The organism is Wolbachia endosymbiont (group A) of Bibio marci (assembly GCF_947251645.1).
Lineage (GTDB): Bacteria > Pseudomonadota > Alphaproteobacteria > Rickettsiales > Anaplasmataceae > Wolbachia.
Genome location: NZ_OX366364.1, coordinates 734,876 through 754,662, shown reverse-complemented (window position 1 = coordinate 754,662; position 19,787 = coordinate 734,876). Strand labels below are relative to the sequence as shown.

Below are 19,787 nucleotides of genomic sequence, written 5' to 3'. Positions count from 1 at the left end.
TGTAGTGCTCCTAAATAACTTCAAAAGTATCTTCTGGTACTGACATCTCTTCAGAAAAAAATGCTGTTACTTTACGTGAATCTGATATGGAAGAATTTATTGCATCCACACAAGCTTTACATGAAGCATCGCTATCACATCCTCCTATGAGTTTATTGTTTGGGCCAATTTCAAGATCGTTTTTAGTTTCTTCTATAATTTTTTGACATTCTTTAAAATTTTTACCAGTAGATTCCTTAGTAGTGGCATCAAGAATCTCGCCTGTAACTGGGTTGATTAGTATTGCAAGCTTTGAAAAGTCAATTGGTTCTTTAGGTTTAGGTTCAGGCTGTGGACAAGGTGGTATACGTATGTTAATGGTGGTAGGGTTGCATGGTTCAAAGCAAGGATGGTGGTTCCATAGTTTGGGAGTGCAAGTTGTATGTGTAGGAATACACGGATGCACGTGTGCACAATTTCGTGGTTCAGAGGTGTAAGCCGTGTATGGAGAAGCGTATGATTGTGAAAAAAGATTGTAGTTCATAATAGTTTCCTTAGTAATTAAAAATTACTATAATTATAGTATATAATAGTTAAAATAATAATAATTTAAAGACTAAAATTAGCATACACACAATCCTTAACTTACAGTACATTTCAAAATACGACTTTAATGTAGCAGATATTAGAGTTAAAAGTTTTACTATGGTAGAATAATGATAAGATTCCAAGAAGAAGCTGTCAGTAGTCAAATTAGTTGTGTTGCTGAAATAAATTGTGATAGAACTGCTATAGCCACTGCGAATAACAAGCAAGTTCTTGCTTATCTTCTCAAGCAAAATATGAAACACATGGGTTGAATAACACCCATGTGCTCTTGGAAGCACGTATAGCTAGACATGCATTTATGAGTTGTTTAAAAACAATCTTCTAATAAAGAAACCCAAATTCATCACAAGGATTATGACATGTGTCATAATAGTTATGATATGAGTTAAAATGATTGTGGCACGAATTAGTAGCACAAGGCGCGTATGCAGGTGCACAAGCTTGTGCACAGTTCGATACTGGTGCTGGTAAAGCTGGCAAATTATAACTCGTAAATGGTAGTTTTGGTAAATTACTGCAATGAGAAAACATAATAATCCTTAAAAAAATACTATGATGTTATTATAAATCACAATAATTAAAGATTTAATAATTGTGATTATAAATCTAGCATATCAACTAACGGTATGATTTAAATTTTCTTTCAATTCCACTGTATCTTCGCCAGTTTTGCATATAGCCCGTCTTTACTCATTAGAGAGTCATGAGTTCCTACTTCTTCTACTTTTCCATGATTAATTACTATAATCTTGTCAGTTTTAAGTGCGGTTGATAATCTGTGTGTAATTACGATTGTTGTTCTGTTTTGCATTAACTTGCTCAATGCTTTTTGCACGAGGTTTTCACTTTCATAATCAAGTGCGGAGGTTGCTTCATCCAGTATTAAAACCTGAGGGTTTTTGAGTATGGCTCTTGCTATTACAATACGTTGTTTTTGTCCTTCAGAAAGTTTTAACCCTCTTTTTCCTACAAATGTATCAAATTTATCAGGCAGCTTATCAATAAATTCCATCGCATAAGCACCGATAGCTGCTTGCCTTACTTCCTCATATTCAGCACCCGGTTTGCCATATAGTATATTTTCCATTATTGAGCAAGAAAATATCATGTGATCTTGTGGCACTAAGCCAAACAACGATCTGAGGTCATTTAGCGCAATTGACTTAATATTGTGCCCATCGATAGTAATGCTACCTTTGTTTGGATCATGAAAACGGAGCAGAAGCTTTAAAATGGTGCTTTTACCACTGCCAGATGGTCCAATAATTGATACTGCTTGACCTGCCTCTATAGAAAATGATACGTTATCTAATGCTGGCTTATCAGCATAAAAAAATGTTACGCCATTAAACGAAATTCCTTTTTGAACACTACAAATTTTTATAGGATCGTCGGGATCTGCTATAGAGCTTTTCATATTTTTAAATTCAAATAAACGCTCTACTATTCCAAGACCTCGTTGTAAATCACTGATATTATTGCTCAAATTATTTATAGCTCCTGCTGCGAGCGCTGAATAAAACACAAATGAGGAGAGTTCTCCAATAGTTATATTATTGCTTAAGACTTCTTTAATACCAAAAAAGAGCAAAACAACTAGTGAGCCTATCACACACGTGATAACTAGAGTTACTAGAATAGCACGCAAGAGTACTAATTTTACGTATGATTTTGATACTGAGTTTAAATACTCCTTAAAACGGGTTTTTTCATTTTCTTCGAGTACAAACGATTTAATAGTCACTATAGATCGAAAATTTTCCTCACTAAATGACGCAAGCTCACTTAATTTATCCTGGGCAAAGCGTGCATAGCTACGCACTTTTTTTCCAAGTGAGGTCATGATAATGAGTAGTATAGGTATTATTGCGGCTGCATACGCAGTTAGTTGTATATTTGTATATAATAACATGGCAACACTACCAATCAGAATCACAAAATTTCGTAATATGGTTAGTAAGCTGCTGTTTATTATTGATTGCAGCACAGAGGTATCAGTAATTAACGCTAAGATAACATCTTGTACGCCTGTGTTCTCAAAGAAACTTGGTTGCAAGTCAGTGATACTGCTATATAAGTCATATCTGATTCTTGCGATAACTTTCTCGCTGCTAATGCCAATGAAATATAACCGAGTAAATGCAGTGAGAGAAATGGCTAAAACTATAAGTATTGCAACTAATAGTTTGGTAGTAAAATCGTGCTCTGTACCAGAATCAATTATATTGCTTAAGCCTCTGCCAAAGAGGAGGATCGTTAAGGCTGAAAATAAAACTGCAATAAAAGCTATGATGAAATAAGATAGATTAGGCTTTATATAGTAAAATAACTGCCTAATATTAGATCGCATCGTATTTTGAAGTTCCTAAAGTTAAGTATATAGATTTTAGTTTCAGGGGAAAGGGGAAAGGTGTAGCACAATAGCTAACGTCATACCGCCGCGGTATCTCTAGATCCCGCTAACAAGCAGTGGGACGACAGCAGTCCTACGTCATACCGCCGCGGTATCTCATCAGCTAACAAGCAGCGGGATGACGATTGTCAGGCTAGCTGTCATCCCAGTGCCCAGACACTGGGATCCAGGAAAGTTTGCTTGTTTACAAGCAAACTAGCATAGAAAGTGGTTACAACGTTTTCGATGAGATTATATGGAAAACTGGATTCCAGTGTCAAGCACTGGAATGACATCACAGGGGCACTGGAATGACACCTCTCTTGGGCTCTTTTAGCTATAAACATTAAGAAATTTACCAAACGAAAAAAAAGGCAAAAGAAGCCCTAGTAATTGTCTATTTTCAGTATTGGCGTTTTTTTAAGTCTTAAACACTGCAATTTAGCTGCTTTTAAATGCAACTCACCTTTGTTTAAATGTTTAAGAAATTTACTAAGCAGAAAAAAAGGCAAAAGAAACCCCGTGTTAGCTAGTTGTCACTCTCTAATCCTGCAAATTGGCGTACTATACTGTCTTAAACGACTTATAAGCGCGTTTCAGCTTATATAGGTAAAAACCTAGAAATATTGTGAAGACATAAGGTGCACATAGTGCAAAAAATTAAAAATAAGACGCCAACTACGTTGTTTTCTTGCTGTTTAATCTGCACAGATGAAGATAACTGAATACCTTCAGTTTCATGATAAGGGGGCTGGCGGAGTTTGTCAAGTAATTCCGTTCCTTATGGGTAAAAAAAGAGAAACTCTAAGTTGTAGCCGCACGATGTTTCTCTTTTCTGCTGTTGATGATTATTTCGCCTATTGTAACTGCTGCTAAAATAAAGCAGTAATATACCTGTGTTAATAAAGAAACAGGTGATACAAAGGCGATGCTACCTGCCAGCAATAGTTGAGAACCATAAGGTAAGATACCTTTTGTAGCACAAGCAAAAACATCTAATAAGTATGCACTGCGGTATGGTGCAATATCGTGTTTCTGTGCGAGTCTTTTTGCAATGCCACCACTTAGTAAAATAGCAATGGTATTATTGGCAACCAAGGTAGTAAACATAGACGCAATTCCTGCTATCACAAATTCAGCTTTAGTTTTTGTGATATTGCTTTCATCGATGAGTTTATGCAACGCTTTTTGACCTTGTTTGTACATTATATGGCTCAACCCACCGATAAATAGAGCAAATATCATTATCTCGTTTACTTTTTTGAAACCGTCATACACGTCATGAGGAAATTGAATGATAGCATAGTCAAAAAAAGTTATTCCTAGCACACCAGCAATAATTATGTTTACAGTTATTGTTACTAAAGTGGTGACTTCAAGCAGCCCCATGATTATTAAAGAAATGTAAGGAATAATTTTTATTATAGAATAATAATCTAAATTTGATATAGAAATAATTTTTGTACTACTTGAAATTACTGCCAGATAGGTGAGTGTTATAATGCTGGCAATAATTGCAACTTTAGAGTTCATTTTAAGTTTATCTTTTGCTGAAGCTCCCTGTGAAGAAACAGATGCAATGGTGGTATCAGATATCATCGAAAGGTTATCGCCAAATACAGCACCACCTACTACAGTTGCAGTTCCTATTTCAAGACCAAAAGCTCCACTTTTTGCCAGATTAACAGCTATAGGTACCATCAGCGCAACAACTCCCATAGATGTACCAATCGCAGTTGAAATAAAAGCAGAAGCCAAAAATACTCCAGGAAGTAGTAATCGTGCTGGAAGGAAATTAAGAATTAAATTAGCAACAGTGTCTGCGCTACCAATTGATTGAGTAACCGCAGAAAATGCTCCGGAAAATAGAAAAATCAAGCACATAGTAAGGGTATTTTTGTCACCCATGCCCTTGATAGCAGTATCTATGTTATGTTGAATTTTATTTGTACCACGTGAGACAGCAAAAAATAGTGCTGGTAACAAGCATATTACTGGTGAAACCTGATGAAGTGGATTATCAGTTCCGATAAAAGAAAAATAAGCACCACTTCCAAGGTATAAGATTAAAAAAATGATCAAAGGGACAAAAGCTGTCATTTCACTGTACCTCAAACTTACAACTATAACTAATTAAGTGGTCTTAAGCAAGTTTGGTTTTCACTAGTTCTACAGGAAGTTAATAGCAGAGTTTTAAACTTCATATTTAATCTACTAAATAAATAGCACATGTAGCCGAAGAGTTTATATCTTGTGCTATACTTTATTTTATGTCATGCAAACAGCTGATATTAGCATACATCCAAATAAAGTAATGGAGAATATAAAAACCATATCAGTAGAAGACGATAACGTTAGGCTGGATAGGTACATCAGAAGAATCTTTCCTGATCTAAAGCAATCTGTAATTGAAAAATCTTTAAGGAAAGGATTAATCAAAGTTGATGATTGCAAAGCAAAGTCTAGTGACAGAGTAAACTCTGGGCAAACTATAACGCTGAAGCACTTGAATTATATTGAAAACGCTAATTCTGATCGCAAATATAATGAAAAGTTAGTGAATCTGCTAAGAGAGAACATATTATATGAAGACGAATATATATTAGCTATAAACAAACCCGCAGTGGTCATCGTTCAAGGTGGCGTAAAAGTAAAGATTAGTATTAGTGATTTGCTTGACCAAATAAGAGAGGGAGAAACATTTAAAATTGTCCATAGGCTAGATAGAGATACGAGTGGAGTGATAATATTCGCACGCAATGCTAATGTTGCAAGATACCTTATGGAGGAATTTAAAGGACGAAGAGTAAAAAAAACTTATTTAGCATTGACTTCTGGCATACCGAGCAAGGATAGTGGAATAATAGACTATCCATTGGCGAAAAAATATATTTCTGGTCAAGAAAAGGTAGTTGTTGATGAAAATTCACCTCAAAATGCCATTACGCATTTTTCAATTATAGCAAAATCCAAACACAATGTTGCTTATTTAAAATTACAACCAATTACCGGCAGAACCCATCAGTTACGTGCACATTTAGCTCATATAAATTGCCCTATTCTTGGTGACGGTAAATACGGTGGTAAAAAAGCTTTTATTGATGGAGTAGCAAGTAAAATTCACCTTCATTCACATTCTTTATCTTTAAAATTACCAAATAATAAAGAAATCACTATTACCGCTCCTATTCCTAAGCACATTGAAAAGTCTATTGAAGCGCTATTTTTCGACTGAAACGATTTCACCAATCAACTTTTCTGTCTTTGGCTTTGATTTGAAGCACAGATATTAGGCTAATTAATGCGCAGGCAGTAAGATAAATGCCTGCTGCAAGTTTTGTTTCGGTTTTTTCTATAAGCCATATGCATACAGATGGAGAAAGGCCGCCAAAAATTCCTGCAGATATGTTATTTGCGAGGCTAAAGCCCGTGCACCTAACTTTCGTTGGAAATAACTCGCAGACAAGAGAATTATATATTCCAAAAGATGCACCTATCGGTACGCTTATCAATAGAAAAGTGAGCGTTACAATATAGTGGTTATCATATGATAATAGCGAAAGTGCCGGCAAACCGGCGCAAGCTAGAGCTACTAATGTAGGAATCATTACATTTTTTCTTCCAACTTTATCAGACAGTATTGCAAACAGCACTGCAGACGCTCCAAATGTAATTTCAACTATAATCCTTACTACATTTTTAATATTGATGCCTGAGAGAATAAGTTCTTTTACAGATATGTTGTAAAACATGATTGCTGAATAAACGATTGCATTTTGAGCAATACCAAGTCCAATTGCTATCACAAATGCTTTTTTATAGTCCCTGATTAACTCTAAAAATGGAGAATTAGATAAGCTTTTATTTTGATCGTGCACTTTATATGCTAAGCTCTCTTCCATTATATATCTTGCTAAAAAACCTATTATGCCCATAATGAAACAGAAATAGAAAGGCAATCTCCAGCCCCAAATTTCATAATTTTCACCTGTAAACTTTTTGCAAACAGCTATCATTACAAAGCATGTAAGAGAACCAAGAGCGCCGCTAAAAGGTTTCATGCTTCCTAAAAATCCTAGATTTTTTTTATCGCTTGAATGCTCTATTAAAAAGGCTGAGTTGATACTTGTTTCTCCACCCGCTGCCATTCCTTGCATGATTCTACACAATAGAAGTAGTATAGAAGAAAATATTCCTATTTCTTTATACCCAGGTATAACTCCAATTACAGTAGATGGTATTGAAACTAATATCACTGAAGTAAGTAAAACTTTCCTTCTACCAGATTTATCTCCAATGTAGCCAAAAATAAATGCACCAAGTGGCCTAAATCCAAAGCCAACTGCAAAGGTACCGAGAAATTTGATTGTGCTTAAATAATTACTTTCTGAAGGAAAAAAAACGTTGCTTATTATATGCGTTAAAACTCCAAACAGAGTTACTTCATACCATATAATCATATTGCAGATTATGCTTGATAGTATTGCCTTTTGGATATTATTCATGATTTTCAATTTGCCATAATGTAATATGCTATTTGCTTCGCTATAAAATTTTTCATTCAATGACCTGCAAAAACAGTTCACGTAAATGTTTATTGTCCACTTTGGAAGGGGCGCCCATTAGAACATCTTCACCTTGCTGGTTCATAGGAAAACAGATTACTTCACGAATATTTAGCTCATCAGCAAGCAGCATAACCATTCTGTCAACCCCTGGTGCTATTCCGCCGTGAGGTGGTACTCCAAATCTGAATGCACGCACAAGTGCACCGAATTTTGTATCAACTTCTCTCCGGCTATAACCTGCAATGGCAAAGGCCTTATACATGATGTCCAGTTTGTTATTGCGAATTGCTCCACTTGACAACTCTATTCCATTGCAAACAAGATCATATTGGTAAGCAAGGATATCGAGTGGATTCTTTTCCTCTAAATCCTTCAAGCCGCCGTGTGGCATAGAAAACGGATTATGAAAGAAATCAATTTTTTTGCTTTTATCGTCATACACAAAATATGGAAAATCAATGATCCAACAAAACTTGAAGATATTATCATCTATAAGACCTAATTCTGACCCTAAAAGAGTGCGCACTTTTCCTGCAATTGTTGCTGCCTCATTCTCTTTGTCAGAAGCAAAAAACACACTATCTCCAGGCTTTACATTCGTTATTTCTCTTATGTGGTTTAGCCTATTGTCATCAAGAAATTTAGCAATTGGGCCTTTCGCAGTACCATCTTTATAAAACGTTATATATCCAAGACCCTTAGCACCGAATTCTTTTTGCGCATGTTCTATTTTTTTATCAAAGAAGCTGCGTGGTTCCTCTGCTGTTTTAGGTGCAGGGATGGCTCTCACTACCATACCACGCTCAATATTGCTTTTGAAAATATTGAACCCTGAATCACGGAAAATTTCTGTAACATCGCTGATTAATAGTGGATTGCGCAGATCTGGCTTATCAGAACCATATTTGAGCATTGCCTCTTTATATGTAATACGTGGAAAATCTTTATCAACAGACTTACGAGAAAATTTAGCGAACACTTTATATAAGGTAGACTCAATAATCTGAAAGATGTCTTCTTGAGTCACAAAAGACATTTCAAGATCTAGCTGATAAAACTCTCCCGGAGAACGGTCAGCCCTTGCGTCTTCGTCACGGAAACACGGTGCAATTTGAAAATATTTATCAAACCCTGAAACCATAAGCAATTGCTTAAAAATCTGTGGAGCTTGTGGCAATGCATAAAATTTACCAAGATTTAGTCTGCTTGGCACCAAATAATCACGTGCACCTTCAGGAGATGAAGCAGTAAGTATTGGAGTCTGAATTTCCAAAAACCCTTGCTCTATCATGAGCTTGCGGAGTTCTGCAATAATTTGTGAGCGCAGAATAATATTGTTGCGGGCTTTTTCACGCCTTAAATCAAGAAACCGATATTTAAATCTCATATTTTCTGGGTATTCTTGTTCGCCAGCAATGCTCGCTAATATACTTCTCTCTTCTTTCGCTATTTCTTCATCACGGTGGAACTCGACTTCCGATTCAACGTGCAAATTGCTAACTACAACCTCAATTTCCCCGGTTGCGATAGAGGTGTTTATCGTATCTTCAGTTCTAGCTTTGACTATCCCTGTAACAGTGATTACACTTTCTGATTTTAAATTTGAGATCTCATCAAAAAAGTCTTTGTCATTATTAAATACTAGTTGAGTAATTCCATAGAAGTCTCTTAAATCAACAAAGATTAGGTTACCATGGTCGCGCTTACGGTATAACCATCCAGAGAGGGTAACTTCCTTTTCTACGTCGTTCTTCCTTAATTCTTCACACGTGTGAGTCTTGTAGCAGTTCATATTTGTTTCACTTCAAAATTCTTTAAAAAGTATAGAAATAAACCTTACTACATACAAGCCCATTCATTCGGGTATAGCTAAAGTAATTCAGGTTTACCTATAATTTGATAAGCGTAAAACTCGTCATTCCGCTACGTGTTAGCGCCGCGGCGGTATGACGTAGGAAGACCTGATCTGTAGCTGTATTTGTCCAATTTACGAAATAGAGCAGTATTACTTTTATACTGTCTTTACCCGCAAAAAAATTGCACAATTTCTATAATTATGGTATAATAATAAGGGTATTTTTAATGAATTAGATACAGGAAATGCCACTTGCACAGATCATAATATATAGCATAACGTTACTTGCTGTAGCTACAGTATTTCTCTTTTTGAGAAAAATATACAAAAATCGCATTAGAAAAATCATATTTCCTAGAAAAGTTTTTAAAGAGGAGTGGGAAGAAGACAGAAAATTCAATGAATTATATCAAAAAAATAAGCAAAAAGAGTTGCTGAAACAACAAGAAACGCTACGCGAGAAACAAAAAGATGTGCAAGTTTATAAAGAAGATCCAGAAATAGTTGACATAGCAAAACCGGTAGGTAAATGGACAAAGATGGTTATGATGGGTAATGGTTTAATGCAGCGTTTTGCACAATTGATACATAGAGAAGGCGGCCAGAAAGGATTTTGGGAGCTGTTTGTAAAAGCTCAGGCTTCAACTCAAGGTAAACATAAGGGGAAGGGCAGATAATCCATGCTTGAATGTGAAAATTTATCCTGCGCTCGTAATAACAAAGTATTATTTAAACATCTTAGCTTTAAAGCTGAGCCAAAATCAAAGATTCTAATCACTGGTCCAAATGGTAGTGGTAAAACCAGCTTAATTAGAAGTTTATCTGGACTTTTGCCGCCGGTATCAGGCAATATAAGGCACTGCGGAAAAGACATATATGATGATCCAAAATCCTATATACCTTCTATGGTCTACGTAGGGCATAAAAATGCCTGCAAGGATAGCTTAACTGTTACTCAAAACATAGAATTCTGGGCAGGAATACGAAATACTAGGGAATTGATTGTGGCAGCTGTTTGTTGCTTGCAGTTACAGCCTGTACTTAATATTAGATATGGCGAACTTTCTGCAGGCTGGAGAAGAAGAGTTGCGCTTGCCCGCCTCTTGATTTCTAATGCAAACGTTTGGCTGATAGATGAACCATTTTGTAATCTTGATAGTGCGACGTGTGAATTAGTGCTGAACCTAATCTCAATACGCTCTGAGCAAAATGGTATAGTAATTATTACAGGACATAGCTCTACAGAGCAATTGTGTGATTTTACAACGATCGATATACGCGATTTCAATAGACTTCTTGCATAGTTTTTGGCAGCGCGTTGAGAAACGAAAAAACTTACTTGACACCCTTCGCCAGCCCCCTTATCATGAAACTGAAGCTATTTATTTATCTTCTCTGTACAGATTAAATGACAAAAAAACTCAACGTATTTGGCGTCTCATGTTTAATTTTTTGCACTATGTGCACCTTATGTCTTTATCAAATTTCTAGGTTTTTACCTACACAAGCTGAAATACGCTTATAAAGCATTTAAAACATCAAAAAACGCCAACTTAAAAAATGGATAGTGAATAACTAGCTACCCTAGGGTTTCTTTTGCCTTTTTTTCTGTTTAGTAAATTTCTTAATGTTTATAATTTAGATTAGTTGCATTTAAAAGCAGCTGAATCGCGGTTATTAAGTGTTTAGAATAAAAAAACGCCATACTTGAAAGTATAATGTAAGTAACTAGCCAACCACGGGGCTTCTTTTGCCTTTTTTTCCATTTGGTAAATTTCTTAACGTTTATAGCTAAACGACAATCGTCATCCCGCTGCTTGTTAGCGGGATCTAGAGATACCGCGGCGGTATGACGTAGAAAAACTGAGCCTGCACTAGCTATAGGCGTGAGAAAGGGGATCGTTTTCACTTACTTGCTTAACAGATTCTATAGAATATTCAGAATATATAAAGCGAGCTAAATTCAAAATACACAGCGCGATTAATATTGGTAGTCCTATGTTCAATGCTAACCCAATACTTTCTCTTTTTTCTGGTGGCACTAATCCTTTTAACATTGACACTTTTCCTAACGGAAAATGCCATAAGCAAAGTGTTGATGCAGATGCTACTATTATAAATAGACAAAAATAAGCCTTTTTTGAGGAAAATACAGTTTTTAATGATGATTTGAGTGTAATGTTAGTAGGTGGTAGAGTTTTAGCTTCATTTGTTGCTGGTGAAAGATCTTTAATTGGTAAAGGGTTTGTAGATTTATGAGGAGTATTTTCATGTTGTGGAGAAGGTTGTTGTATATAAACACCTGAAACTAATTTGAGCAATTGCTCTTTTTTTCTATATACTTGCTTTTGTAAATATTCTTTTGGAAAAAAAGACTTGCCAGCTGGTTGTGGTATTTCTAATACTTCTGATATCTCACCTGACTCTAATATTTCATGTAATTGTTTATCTTGAAAGTAAACAATATTGAATACTGAGCTGAAAATATTGCAAAATGTTTCTGGATCTTGATTTTTGTATCCACTCATCACTTCAATAAATATTTCATCGAGTTTTTTCCCCCTGTGCTCAATTTGGTTATCTATCATAGCTACTCTAGCATCATTTCGTGCTTGTTTTATGGTAGATTGTTTTTCTTCTTCTGGTAGTTCTTGAGATTGCTTTTTCGATTTTTTTCTATTAGCTTTAAAATACTCTGTGTGCGAAGTAGTTTTACCTACATTCTGTTCTGCTTCTTGAGGTATTGGATTTTCTATACTACCCCCTGTCATCCGAGTAGCTTGACTACTTGGATCCATGTTTCTTTTTTCCTGGATTCCAGCGTCAAGCGCTGGAATGACACCAAATAGTATATTGTTGCTCTGTATAGAAAATTTTGGCAATTGTTGAGAAAAGAATTGTGACGTATTAAAAAGATTGGGTAGACAGAAAAAAGATCTAAACCAGAAAACGTTTTCATGCATTGCAGCAACTGCTATCGAAGCGCGTGTAACTTGTTTTCCATTATTTGTTACATCGAAGCCAAATGAGCCTGTAACTGGTACGATTTGTCTATTTTGTGCATTTTTTTTGTTAATTTCACTCTGTTCTTTTTTGTCTTCATTTTCAGTTTTTTCTGCATGTTTTGACTTTTCGTTTAAAAATGACCCAATTTGGTGCAAATTATCCAGGTTAATGTCTTTAGCATCTGTTTGTAGTGTTATTGTTACTCCTTGTAAGAGAATTTTAGATGGAGCATTATTTATGAATTCTTCTACAGTTTTATAACTGTTAGTTTTACGGTAGTGATTATATAATTCACTGCTTTCTTTCGGCACTTTCATGTTGACTGTAAAATTTTTTTCCTGAGGAAGGCAGATTTTGAAAAAATCAATTAAAGGGTTTATTCTAAATAATCTTATATTAAAGGTGTCTTTATCTGTTGCTGTTAGCTCAAATGAAAATTTTTGTATATTGCTTTCAATACTTCTCGAGCGAATAGTACTGATCTTAATTGTTTCGCTAGAAAATGCTTTACTTATGTTTTTGGATTTTTCCTTAAAGAGCTTAGGTAAATCCTCTATTTTATACTTATTCTTAGTTTCAGTGTTACTGTTGTGCATAGTTGATACAGCAAATTTATCAACACAAAGGTAAATAAAAAAGATTAATCGGTCAATAAATTAATAATCAGAATAGGGCAATTTTTCGGATTGTTGATGATATTTAAAATTTCACTATAATGAAAGTTTAAGCCAGCATTTTAAGATGAATAAAGAGTTATTAGATGACATACTTTCACTTGAAGATAAAGCAGTTTCCGAAATTGAGAATGCTTCTTCTTTGCAAGATTTAGAAAAAGTTAGGCTATTATATTTGGGAAAAAAGGGTGTAGTTAGAGCTTATTTTGATAACTTAAAAAAGATAGAAAATGCAGAGAAAAAGCGTGATTTAGGCGCAGTTATTAACGCTTTACGTGATAAGATAGATCATCTTATCATGAATAGGGAAAATGTACTAAAAACAGAAGAAGTTAACTTTAAATTGCAGAACGAGGCAGTTGATATTACGTTGCCCGTTAGACCAGAAAAAATTGGCAAGATCCATCCACTCAGTAAAGTTATAAATGAAGTAAAGCTTATTTTTGCACATATGGGTTTTAAAGCAGTTGATGGCCCTGACATTGAAGATGAATTTCATGTATTTGATGCACTGAATACTCCAAGTCATCATCCTGCACGAGAGGAGCAAGATACCTTCTACTTAAAGAATAAAATAAACGATAAAAGAATGGTACTGCGCACTCACACCTCATCTGTGCAGATTAGAACCATGGAAAAAACAAAAAATTTCCCAATTAAAATAGTAGCCCCTGGTAGGGTATACAGAAATGACTTTGATGCAACTCACACTCCTATGTTTCACCAGATAGAAGGGTTATATGTCGATGAAAACGTCAATATGGGCCAGTTAAAATTTACTATTCATCACTTCCTTAATAAGTTTTTTGGAGATAAAGGGCTGAAGATACGTTTTCGTAATAGTTTTTTCCCTTTTACCGAACCTTCTGCAGAGGTGGATATAAGTTATAAAGGTAGTAAATGGATAGAAGTGCTTGGATGTGGTATGGCGCATCCAAATGTCTTTCAAAATGTTGGAATAAACTGCACTAAATACAATGGTTTTGCGTTTGGCATTGGTATAGAAAGGCTTGCAATGCTAAAATATCAAATCAGCGACCTAAGAAGCTTTTACGATAACAAAATCAGTTGGCTTGATCATTATGGTTTTCATTTTTCATCTTTAAGATAAGTGATAAATAAAGCTCATACTTTCATCATACTTGCTGCCGGGCATGGCAGGCGGATGAATTCAGATTTGCCTAAGGTTCTGCACGAAATAGGCAATTTTTCCATGCTTCAGCATGTCATTTACAATGCAAAACAGTTAAATCCTGAAAATATTGCTGTTGTAGTTGATCAGCCTTTAATTGAAAGACTAAAGTGCTTTGAGGATATACAGTTAATTATACAAGAATCAACACTCGGCACGGGAGATGCAGTCAAAACTGCGATGAGAAACCTGAAAGAATTGCCAGATTCGAACATAGTTGTTGTGCAGTATGGAGATACTCCGCTCATAAAAAGCAGCACAATAACTAAAATGATTAGTTATTTAGAAGGCAAGGCTCTAGTTTGCCTAGGTTTTAGGGCAAGCAATAAAGAATATGGTAGGTTAATCATTGAGAATGGTTCCTTAAGAGAAATCGTAGAAGCAAAGAGTGATAAAAATAATCATGAAGAGTTTCTTGCCAATGCTGGAATAATGGTTGCATATGCAAAGAATTTACGTGAATTGGTGGAGAAAATAGAGTGCAATAGCTCAACTCATGAATATTATTTGACCGATATAGTTTCTATTGCAGTGAAGAGTAATTTAAATGTCGATTACGTGATTACCGGTGGAGAAGAGGCAACGGGAATAAATAACAGAAATGACCTTATAAAAGCTGAATTTTACTTTCAAGAAAACAAAAGAAAATTCTTTACCAACTCCGGAGTAACGCTTGTTGCTCCAGAGACTGTTTTCTTTTCTCTTGATACGCAAATTGCCAGAGATTCAGTGATTTACCCATACGTTTTTTTTGGTCCTGGAGTGAAAATAGAGTCTGGTGCGAAAATACTGCAATTTTTGCATTTAGAAAACTGCTTAATTAAAAGTAATGCTGAGGTCGGTCCATTTACCAGAATACGCGGAAACACAACAATTGGTAATAAGGCAAAAATAGGAAATTTTGTGGAAGTGAAAACAAGTGAAGTTGGTCAAAACACTAGAATAAAACACTTAAGTTATATAGGAAATACTAAAGTAGGGCAGGGGAGTAATATAGGAGCAGGCACTATTGTTTGTAATTATAATGGGAAAAATAAATATGAAACGAATATAGGGAGCAATTGCTTTGTTGGCGCCAATAGCTCACTCATTGCACCGCTCAATGTTTATGATGACTCTATAATTGCAGCGGGCAGTGTTATAGTTAAGAACGTGCCAGAGAAAAGCCTTGCAATAGCAAGAGAAAAACAAGTGATTAAGAGAATAAAGTAATTTGACTATAATTATCTATTTTTAACGTTTATATGTGTATACATGCGTGTACCGATATTTAGAGGTAAAAATGAAAAAATTATTTACTTTAGTAGCTATATTGCCTGCTGTTTCTTTGTCAGCACCATGTTTTGGAGTTGATTTTATTAGAGATAGAATCTATACTTCTTCGTCATACAGTTCTGGCGATTTTAGTTATAGTGTCGGTTATCACTACACAAACAGCGTAAAAATTTTAGTTGAGCCTATTATTTCAGTTGCAAGTATTTTTAAAGGAAAACTGCAAGGAGGAATTTTGGCAAATTTACGTTATCACTACGAGTTTACAAACACAGATATCGCTCTATATGTTAATGTTGGTATAGGTGCTGCTATCGATTTTGTTGGACAGTCAAAGTTTGGTTTCTCATATAAAATAAGCTCTGGTCTTGATTTTCCGCTTTCTTCAAGGACAAGTGTTTTTGCTGGTTACCGTCTATTGAAAGCATTTGAAGATTATAATCATGGATTTGAGCTTGGAATAAATTATAACTTATAAAACCCCAACTGAATAGCAACAGGTTGTACTTTTTTCAAATTGAAGCTGAATTTTTGCTAGATAATTAATAAGCCATATTATGGAGTTTTAATTAGAGACCTGCTATAAAAGCAAAGTGAGGGGGATTTAAAATGACCAAGTTTTGCTTTTGTAGACAATAAGATTTTTTGAGAATTAATTACTGTCTGAGAAAAAGCAGATAACAAGGTGAAAAAAGATAGAAGTATTTAAGTAGCTCAAAAAGAACGTTAAGTCGTGTTTTTTATTTATATTGACAGTATATATGACATCGTTTACGATTAAAATTAATAACAATAATTTATATTTATCATGTTTGCAGTAATTGAGACTGGTGGAAAGCAATATTTAGTAAAAGAAGGCAGTATAATAAAGGTAGAGAAGTTAGAAGCTGAAGAAAAAAAAGAGGTGGAAATCAATAAGGTGATTTGTATTTCAAATAATGGCTTATCTTATTCATCTAATGCTACTGTTAAAGCTGAAGTATTGGAGCAGTGCAGAGGAGAAAAAATTATAATCTTTAAGAAGAAAAGAAGAAAAAATTACCGTAGGAAAACTGGTCATAGGCAGTATATAACTGTTCTTCGTATCAATGAAATTAATCTTCAAAAGTAAGAGGTAAAATATGGCAACTAAAAAATCAGGTGGTAGTTCCTGTAATGGTAGAGATTCAGCAGGTCGTAGGTTAGGAATAAAGAAGAATGGGAAGGTTATTCCTGGTAACATAATTGTGCGCCAAAGAGGCACAAAATTCCATCCTGGAAAGAATGTTGGTATAGGTAAAGATCATACGATTTTTGCTAAAATAGAAGGCTGGGTCAGCTTTAGAAGGTCAGCAAATAAAAAGACTTTTATTGATATCTTGCCTACAGATAATATGAAAGCTTCAGCTTGAATAAATCATGGGTCTGTAGCTCAGGTGGTTAGAGCGCACGCCTGATAAGCGTGAGGTCGGAGGTTCAACTCTTCCCAGACCCACCATTTAATAATTACTAACTGTGTTTTTTATAGCAGTTTTGGTATTATATAAGCAGAAACCTAAAGCATGAGTTCATATAAAAATTTAGTAACCAGTGAATCAGTGGCGGCTGGTCATCCAGATAAAGTAGCAGATCAAATTTCAGATGCAATACTTGATGAATACCTTTTCACTGATCCTTTTGCGCGAGCTGCAATAGAGACTTTAGTCACCAAAGATAACGTTATTATAGCTGGGGAAGTATTCGGACCTAACATCAAAAATAGCAGGATTGAAAGTATTGTACGGAATACAATAAAAGATATTGGTTATGAGCATGATGGTTTCCACTGGAGAAAAGTGAAGGTAAATATATTATTACATGAGCAATCAAATGACATTGCAATAGGGTTGGATCAAGGTGCTGGAGATCAGGGCATAATGTATGGCTATGCAACAACAGAGACAGAAAACCTTATGCCGGCTCCCATTTTTTATGCGCACTCGATTCTGAAAAATATCATGAGCGCAGTTAAAGAAGCAAAACTTGGTCCGGATGCAAAGTCACAAATCACTTTGGCATATGAGAATAACCTCCCGGTACGTGCTGAAAGTATTATTGTCTCAATACAGCACCCTGAGGATTTGGATCAATCAAAAGTAAAAGAAATAATTTACCCTTACATAGTTTCATCTTTACCTGAAGGATGGATGTGTCATGAGGAAAATCTCTTAGTCAATCCAACAGGTAGATTTGTTATTGGTGGGCCGGTTGGTGATTGTGGATTAACCGGACGGAAAATTATGGTTGATACTTATGGAGGTTATATTCCACACGGTGGAGGAGCGTTTTCCGGAAAAGATGCAACCAAAGTTGATAGATCTGCAGCTTATATGGCAAGATACCTTGCTAAAAATATTGTCTTTGCAGGTTTGGCTAAACGTTGTCTTGTGCAGCTTTCTTATGCAATTGGTATATCACAACCTACTTCATTCTATATTGACACATTTAGTACAAATACGATAGATGAAAAAAAGATTAAAAAGTTTATTGAGAATAGTGTGGATTTATCAACAAAAGGCATAATTAAGCATTTATCGCTTGATCGTCCTATATATAAACGTACAGCCTGTTATGGACATTTTGGTAAAGAGTCAGAAAGTGACGGTGGATTTTCTTGGGAAAGCATGAACTTGTCTGCTGATCTTTGTAGAGAATTCAATATAGAAGGTAATAGTAAAATTTCTTTAGGTTGCTGAAATTTTTGATTTACAGCCCCACATTTATATATTAGCTTATTGTTAAAGTATAATTGCTTTTTCATAATAATTATACTATATTAGTGATAATTATTATATTCAGTTTTTATTGTGAGGCTCATGCAATGTATAATGACATAAAAGAAGAATTTTGTAGCATAGCTATAAAAGAATCATCTGATCTTATTGATAGAATAGAAGAACATCCTTTTTATGTTGAATTAATGAATGGCAAATTAAGTTATAAGAAGTTCAAGTTCTACGTTCAACAGACTTTTTTATGCTTAGTGGATTGCACTCGTGCTTTTTTAATTATTCATCTAGAGCTAATGATATTGAAACAATGGATAAATTAACCTTTATAGCTCGTAAAATATTCAGTATGCGAAGTCTATGTGAGGAGCAGTTTACAGAATGTAACTCATCCGATAGCCACAAAAGATCGAAATCTAGTTCTGCCTTCATTAATTTCTTCATGCGTGCTGCATACCATAATTCAGTAGCTGAAGGCTTAGCAGCTTCTTATCCATGTTTTGGTATGTGTCAGATCACCTTTCAACATACGGTAAAAGATAGCATTCCTTCAAGCAATAAGTATAAAAAATGGATTAATCTCTATAATACTAATATAGTGGATAACACAGCTGATGCTATAACTGAGATTGTGAATAAGCTGTATAGAGAATCTAGTAATAAGGAAAAGAAAAAGATGCTCGAGTTTTTTCGTAACGGATTAGAACTTGAGGTAATATTCTGGGATGAGGTGTATTACTCTAATATATCTAGCAAAGAATATTAGCAGCGGATTATTTACGTTGACTTGATCTTTATCGGTAACTATAGTGTTCAGTGGCATAATTAGGAGCTGTTACGGGTCAAATCTTTTAAAGGATATAATTGAGCATCCTTTTAATGTTAAGTTGGCGAATAACACCCTAAATATAGAAAACTTCAAATTCTATACTCAACAAGAGGCGTTGTTCTTAGGTGATTATATTCGTACCACCTTAATTACTGCATCCAGAATGGAAGATTATAGTAGTATTATCTCGCTTACTGAAGTAGCCCAAAGAGCAGTGACTGTTAATAGAGTGCTATATGACTACTACTTTACTATGTACGGTATAAGTCGTGGAAAGAAATCTCTTGAGTGTTTTAATTTCACTAATTTTCTTTTATCCATCTCGTATAGTAATACCTATGAGGCTATGACGGTTTTGTATTCTTGCATGTTTATATACAAGACTGTCGTTGATAGCATGAAAAATAGATTCAAAAAAAATAATAGATATAGGGATTGGTTTAATTTTTGTTACAGTGATTCAGTAAAGTCTGGATGCATTATTTTGGAAAATATTATTGATGGATATTGCAGCAGAGCAAGAGAAAATGAAAAGAGCAAAATGCTTGAGTTGTTTAGAATAACTGCACAATTTGTGTTAGATTTTTTGAACGGTGCATATAATTTTTCAAGATTCAATCAATTTCCTAAGGAACATTGACAATTTTAAGCTAATTTGTATCCT

Annotated in this window: 20 protein-coding genes and 1 tRNA gene; 14 read left to right on the top strand and 7 right to left on the bottom strand. The window is 34.9% G+C overall.

What is annotated here, in order from left to right:
* Nucleotides 1-10: 10 nt before the first annotated feature.
* Nucleotides 11-523: a hypothetical protein gene (locus OPR48_RS04005; RefSeq protein ID WP_265025502.1), complete on the bottom strand. Its 513-nt coding sequence runs from the start codon at nt 521-523 to the stop codon at nt 11-13.
* A gap of 172 nt (nt 524-695) precedes the next feature.
* On the opposite strand from OPR48_RS04005, the gene OPR48_RS04000 reads away from it, so the two are divergent.
* Complete coding sequence (locus tag OPR48_RS04000; protein WP_265025501.1) at nt 696-839, top strand: hypothetical protein; 144 nt, start codon at nt 696-698, stop codon at nt 837-839.
* Nucleotides 840-1,231: 392 nt separating this feature from the next.
* Here the strand turns inward: OPR48_RS04000 and OPR48_RS03995 are convergent, their stop codons facing one another.
* From OPR48_RS03995 to OPR48_RS03985, 3 genes are all read right to left on the bottom strand, one after another.
* On the bottom strand, nt 1,232-2,938 hold the full coding sequence (locus tag OPR48_RS03995; RefSeq protein WP_265025500.1) for an ABC transporter ATP-binding protein: 1,707 nt from the start codon (nt 2,936-2,938) through the stop codon (nt 1,232-1,234).
* A gap of 203 nt (nt 2,939-3,141) precedes the next feature.
* Complete coding sequence (locus OPR48_RS03990; RefSeq protein ID WP_265025499.1) at nt 3,142-3,342, bottom strand: hypothetical protein; 201 nt, start codon at nt 3,340-3,342, stop codon at nt 3,142-3,144.
* A gap of 442 nt (nt 3,343-3,784) precedes the next feature.
* A complete protein-coding gene (locus tag OPR48_RS03985; protein ID WP_265025498.1) occupies nt 3,785-5,080 on the bottom strand; it encodes a Na+/H+ antiporter NhaC family protein in 1,296 nt (431 codons plus the stop codon).
* Nucleotides 5,081-5,255: 175 nt separating this feature from the next.
* On the opposite strand from OPR48_RS03985, the gene OPR48_RS03980 reads away from it, so the two are divergent.
* Nucleotides 5,256-6,215 (top strand): RluA family pseudouridine synthase, encoded by a 960-nt coding sequence (locus OPR48_RS03980; protein WP_265025497.1) that lies wholly within the window; start codon nt 5,256-5,258, stop codon nt 6,213-6,215.
* A gap of 7 nt (nt 6,216-6,222) precedes the next feature.
* Here OPR48_RS03980 and OPR48_RS03975 read toward each other — a convergent pair whose 3' ends face one another.
* Nucleotides 6,223-7,485: an MFS transporter gene (locus OPR48_RS03975; RefSeq protein ID WP_265026623.1), complete on the bottom strand. Its 1,263-nt coding sequence runs from the start codon at nt 7,483-7,485 to the stop codon at nt 6,223-6,225.
* Nucleotides 7,486-7,537: 52 nt separating this feature from the next.
* Nucleotides 7,538-9,340: an aspartate--tRNA ligase gene (gene aspS, locus OPR48_RS03970; RefSeq protein ID WP_265025496.1), complete on the bottom strand. Its 1,803-nt coding sequence runs from the start codon at nt 9,338-9,340 to the stop codon at nt 7,538-7,540.
* 308 nt (nt 9,341-9,648) lie between these two features.
* On the opposite strand from aspS, the gene OPR48_RS03965 reads away from it, so the two are divergent.
* Nucleotides 9,649-10,080: a hypothetical protein gene (locus OPR48_RS03965; RefSeq protein WP_265025495.1), complete on the top strand. Its 432-nt coding sequence runs from the start codon at nt 9,649-9,651 to the stop codon at nt 10,078-10,080.
* A 3-nt stretch (nt 10,081-10,083) separates the two neighbouring features.
* Complete coding sequence (gene ccmA / locus OPR48_RS03960) at nt 10,084-10,707, top strand: heme ABC exporter ATP-binding protein CcmA (protein ID WP_265025494.1); 624 nt, start codon at nt 10,084-10,086, stop codon at nt 10,705-10,707.
* 570 nt (nt 10,708-11,277) lie between these two features.
* On the opposite strand, the gene OPR48_RS03955 is transcribed toward ccmA, so the two are convergent.
* Nucleotides 11,278-13,005, bottom strand: coding sequence for a hypothetical protein (locus OPR48_RS03955; protein ID WP_265025493.1), 1,728 nt, complete (start codon nt 13,003-13,005; stop codon nt 11,278-11,280).
* Between the two features lie 145 nt (nt 13,006-13,150).
* Here OPR48_RS03955 and pheS point away from each other — a divergent pair, with 145 nt between their 5' ends.
* The 10 genes from pheS (at nt 13,151) to OPR48_RS03905 (ending at nt 19,763) form a co-directional block, all read left to right on the top strand.
* Nucleotides 13,151-14,194: a phenylalanine--tRNA ligase subunit alpha gene (pheS, locus tag OPR48_RS03950; protein WP_265025492.1), complete on the top strand. Its 1,044-nt coding sequence runs from the start codon at nt 13,151-13,153 to the stop codon at nt 14,192-14,194.
* On the top strand, nt 14,195-15,487 hold the full coding sequence (glmU, locus tag OPR48_RS03945) for a bifunctional UDP-N-acetylglucosamine diphosphorylase/glucosamine-1-phosphate N-acetyltransferase GlmU (protein ID WP_265025491.1): 1,293 nt from the start codon (nt 14,195-14,197) through the stop codon (nt 15,485-15,487).
* A gap of 70 nt (nt 15,488-15,557) precedes the next feature.
* Nucleotides 15,558-16,025, top strand: coding sequence for a P44/Msp2 family outer membrane protein (locus OPR48_RS03940; protein WP_265025490.1), 468 nt, complete (start codon nt 15,558-15,560; stop codon nt 16,023-16,025).
* Nucleotides 16,026-16,355: 330 nt separating this feature from the next.
* Nucleotides 16,356-16,658, top strand: coding sequence for a 50S ribosomal protein L21 (gene rplU / locus OPR48_RS03935; protein WP_182366585.1), 303 nt, complete (start codon nt 16,356-16,358; stop codon nt 16,656-16,658).
* 10 nt (nt 16,659-16,668) lie between these two features.
* Nucleotides 16,669-16,938 carry a 50S ribosomal protein L27 gene (gene rpmA / locus OPR48_RS03930; RefSeq protein ID WP_010082252.1) on the top strand — a complete coding sequence of 90 codons (270 nt, stop codon included), beginning with the start codon at nt 16,669-16,671 and terminating at the stop codon, nt 16,936-16,938.
* A gap of 9 nt (nt 16,939-16,947) precedes the next feature.
* Nucleotides 16,948-17,024, top strand: a tRNA-Ile gene (locus tag OPR48_RS03925).
* Nucleotides 17,025-17,088: 64 nt separating this feature from the next.
* Nucleotides 17,089-18,261: a methionine adenosyltransferase gene (gene metK / locus OPR48_RS03920; RefSeq protein WP_265025489.1), complete on the top strand. Its 1,173-nt coding sequence runs from the start codon at nt 17,089-17,091 to the stop codon at nt 18,259-18,261.
* Nucleotides 18,262-18,386: 125 nt separating this feature from the next.
* Nucleotides 18,387-18,617 (top strand): thiaminase II/PqqC family protein, encoded by a 231-nt coding sequence (locus OPR48_RS03915; RefSeq protein ID WP_265025488.1) that lies wholly within the window; start codon nt 18,387-18,389, stop codon nt 18,615-18,617.
* A complete protein-coding gene (locus tag OPR48_RS03910) occupies nt 18,605-19,060 on the top strand; it encodes a thiaminase II/PqqC family protein (RefSeq protein ID WP_265025487.1) in 456 nt (151 codons plus the stop codon). The genes OPR48_RS03915 and OPR48_RS03910 overlap by 13 nt, the downstream gene beginning before the upstream one ends.
* 121 nt (nt 19,061-19,181) lie before the next feature.
* The gene (locus OPR48_RS03905; protein WP_265025486.1) at nt 19,182-19,763 is read left to right on the top strand and encodes a TenA family protein; all 582 of its coding nucleotides are present in this window, start codon (nt 19,182-19,184) and stop codon (nt 19,761-19,763) included.
* The last annotated feature ends 24 nt before the right edge of the window (nt 19,764-19,787 follow it).

Excerpts from the sequence above, each read along its gene's own strand:
- rplU (WP_182366585.1), top strand. The coding sequence starts at position 16,356 with ATGTTTGCAGTAATTGAGACTGGTGGAAAGCAATATTTAGTAAAAGAA.
- OPR48_RS03975 (WP_265026623.1), bottom strand. The coding sequence starts at position 7,485 with ATGAATAATATCCAAAAGGCAATACTATCAAGCATAATCTGCAATATG.
- OPR48_RS03915 (WP_265025488.1), top strand. The coding sequence starts at position 18,387 with ATGTATAATGACATAAAAGAAGAATTTTGTAGCATAGCTATAAAAGAA.
- OPR48_RS03985 (WP_265025498.1), bottom strand. The coding sequence starts at position 5,080 with ATGACAGCTTTTGTCCCTTTGATCATTTTTTTAATCTTATACCTTGGA.
- OPR48_RS03965 (WP_265025495.1), top strand. The coding sequence starts at position 9,649 with ATGCCACTTGCACAGATCATAATATATAGCATAACGTTACTTGCTGTA.
- aspS (WP_265025496.1), bottom strand. The coding sequence starts at position 9,340 with ATGAACTGCTACAAGACTCACACGTGTGAAGAATTAAGGAAGAACGAC.
- OPR48_RS04000 (WP_265025501.1), top strand. The coding sequence starts at position 696 with ATGATAAGATTCCAAGAAGAAGCTGTCAGTAGTCAAATTAGTTGTGTT.
- OPR48_RS03995 (WP_265025500.1), bottom strand. The coding sequence starts at position 2,938 with ATGCGATCTAATATTAGGCAGTTATTTTACTATATAAAGCCTAATCTA.
- OPR48_RS04005 (WP_265025502.1), bottom strand. The coding sequence starts at position 523 with ATGAACTACAATCTTTTTTCACAATCATACGCTTCTCCATACACGGCT.
- OPR48_RS03980 (WP_265025497.1), top strand. The coding sequence starts at position 5,256 with ATGCAAACAGCTGATATTAGCATACATCCAAATAAAGTAATGGAGAAT.
- OPR48_RS03910 (WP_265025487.1), top strand. The coding sequence starts at position 18,605 with ATGGATAAATTAACCTTTATAGCTCGTAAAATATTCAGTATGCGAAGT.
- ccmA (WP_265025494.1), top strand. The coding sequence starts at position 10,084 with ATGCTTGAATGTGAAAATTTATCCTGCGCTCGTAATAACAAAGTATTA.
- pheS (WP_265025492.1), top strand. The coding sequence starts at position 13,151 with ATGAATAAAGAGTTATTAGATGACATACTTTCACTTGAAGATAAAGCA.
- rpmA (WP_010082252.1), top strand. The coding sequence starts at position 16,669 with ATGGCAACTAAAAAATCAGGTGGTAGTTCCTGTAATGGTAGAGATTCA.
- metK (WP_265025489.1), top strand. The coding sequence starts at position 17,089 with ATGAGTTCATATAAAAATTTAGTAACCAGTGAATCAGTGGCGGCTGGT.
- OPR48_RS03955 (WP_265025493.1), bottom strand. The coding sequence starts at position 13,005 with ATGCACAACAGTAACACTGAAACTAAGAATAAGTATAAAATAGAGGAT.
- OPR48_RS03940 (WP_265025490.1), top strand. The coding sequence starts at position 15,558 with ATGAAAAAATTATTTACTTTAGTAGCTATATTGCCTGCTGTTTCTTTG.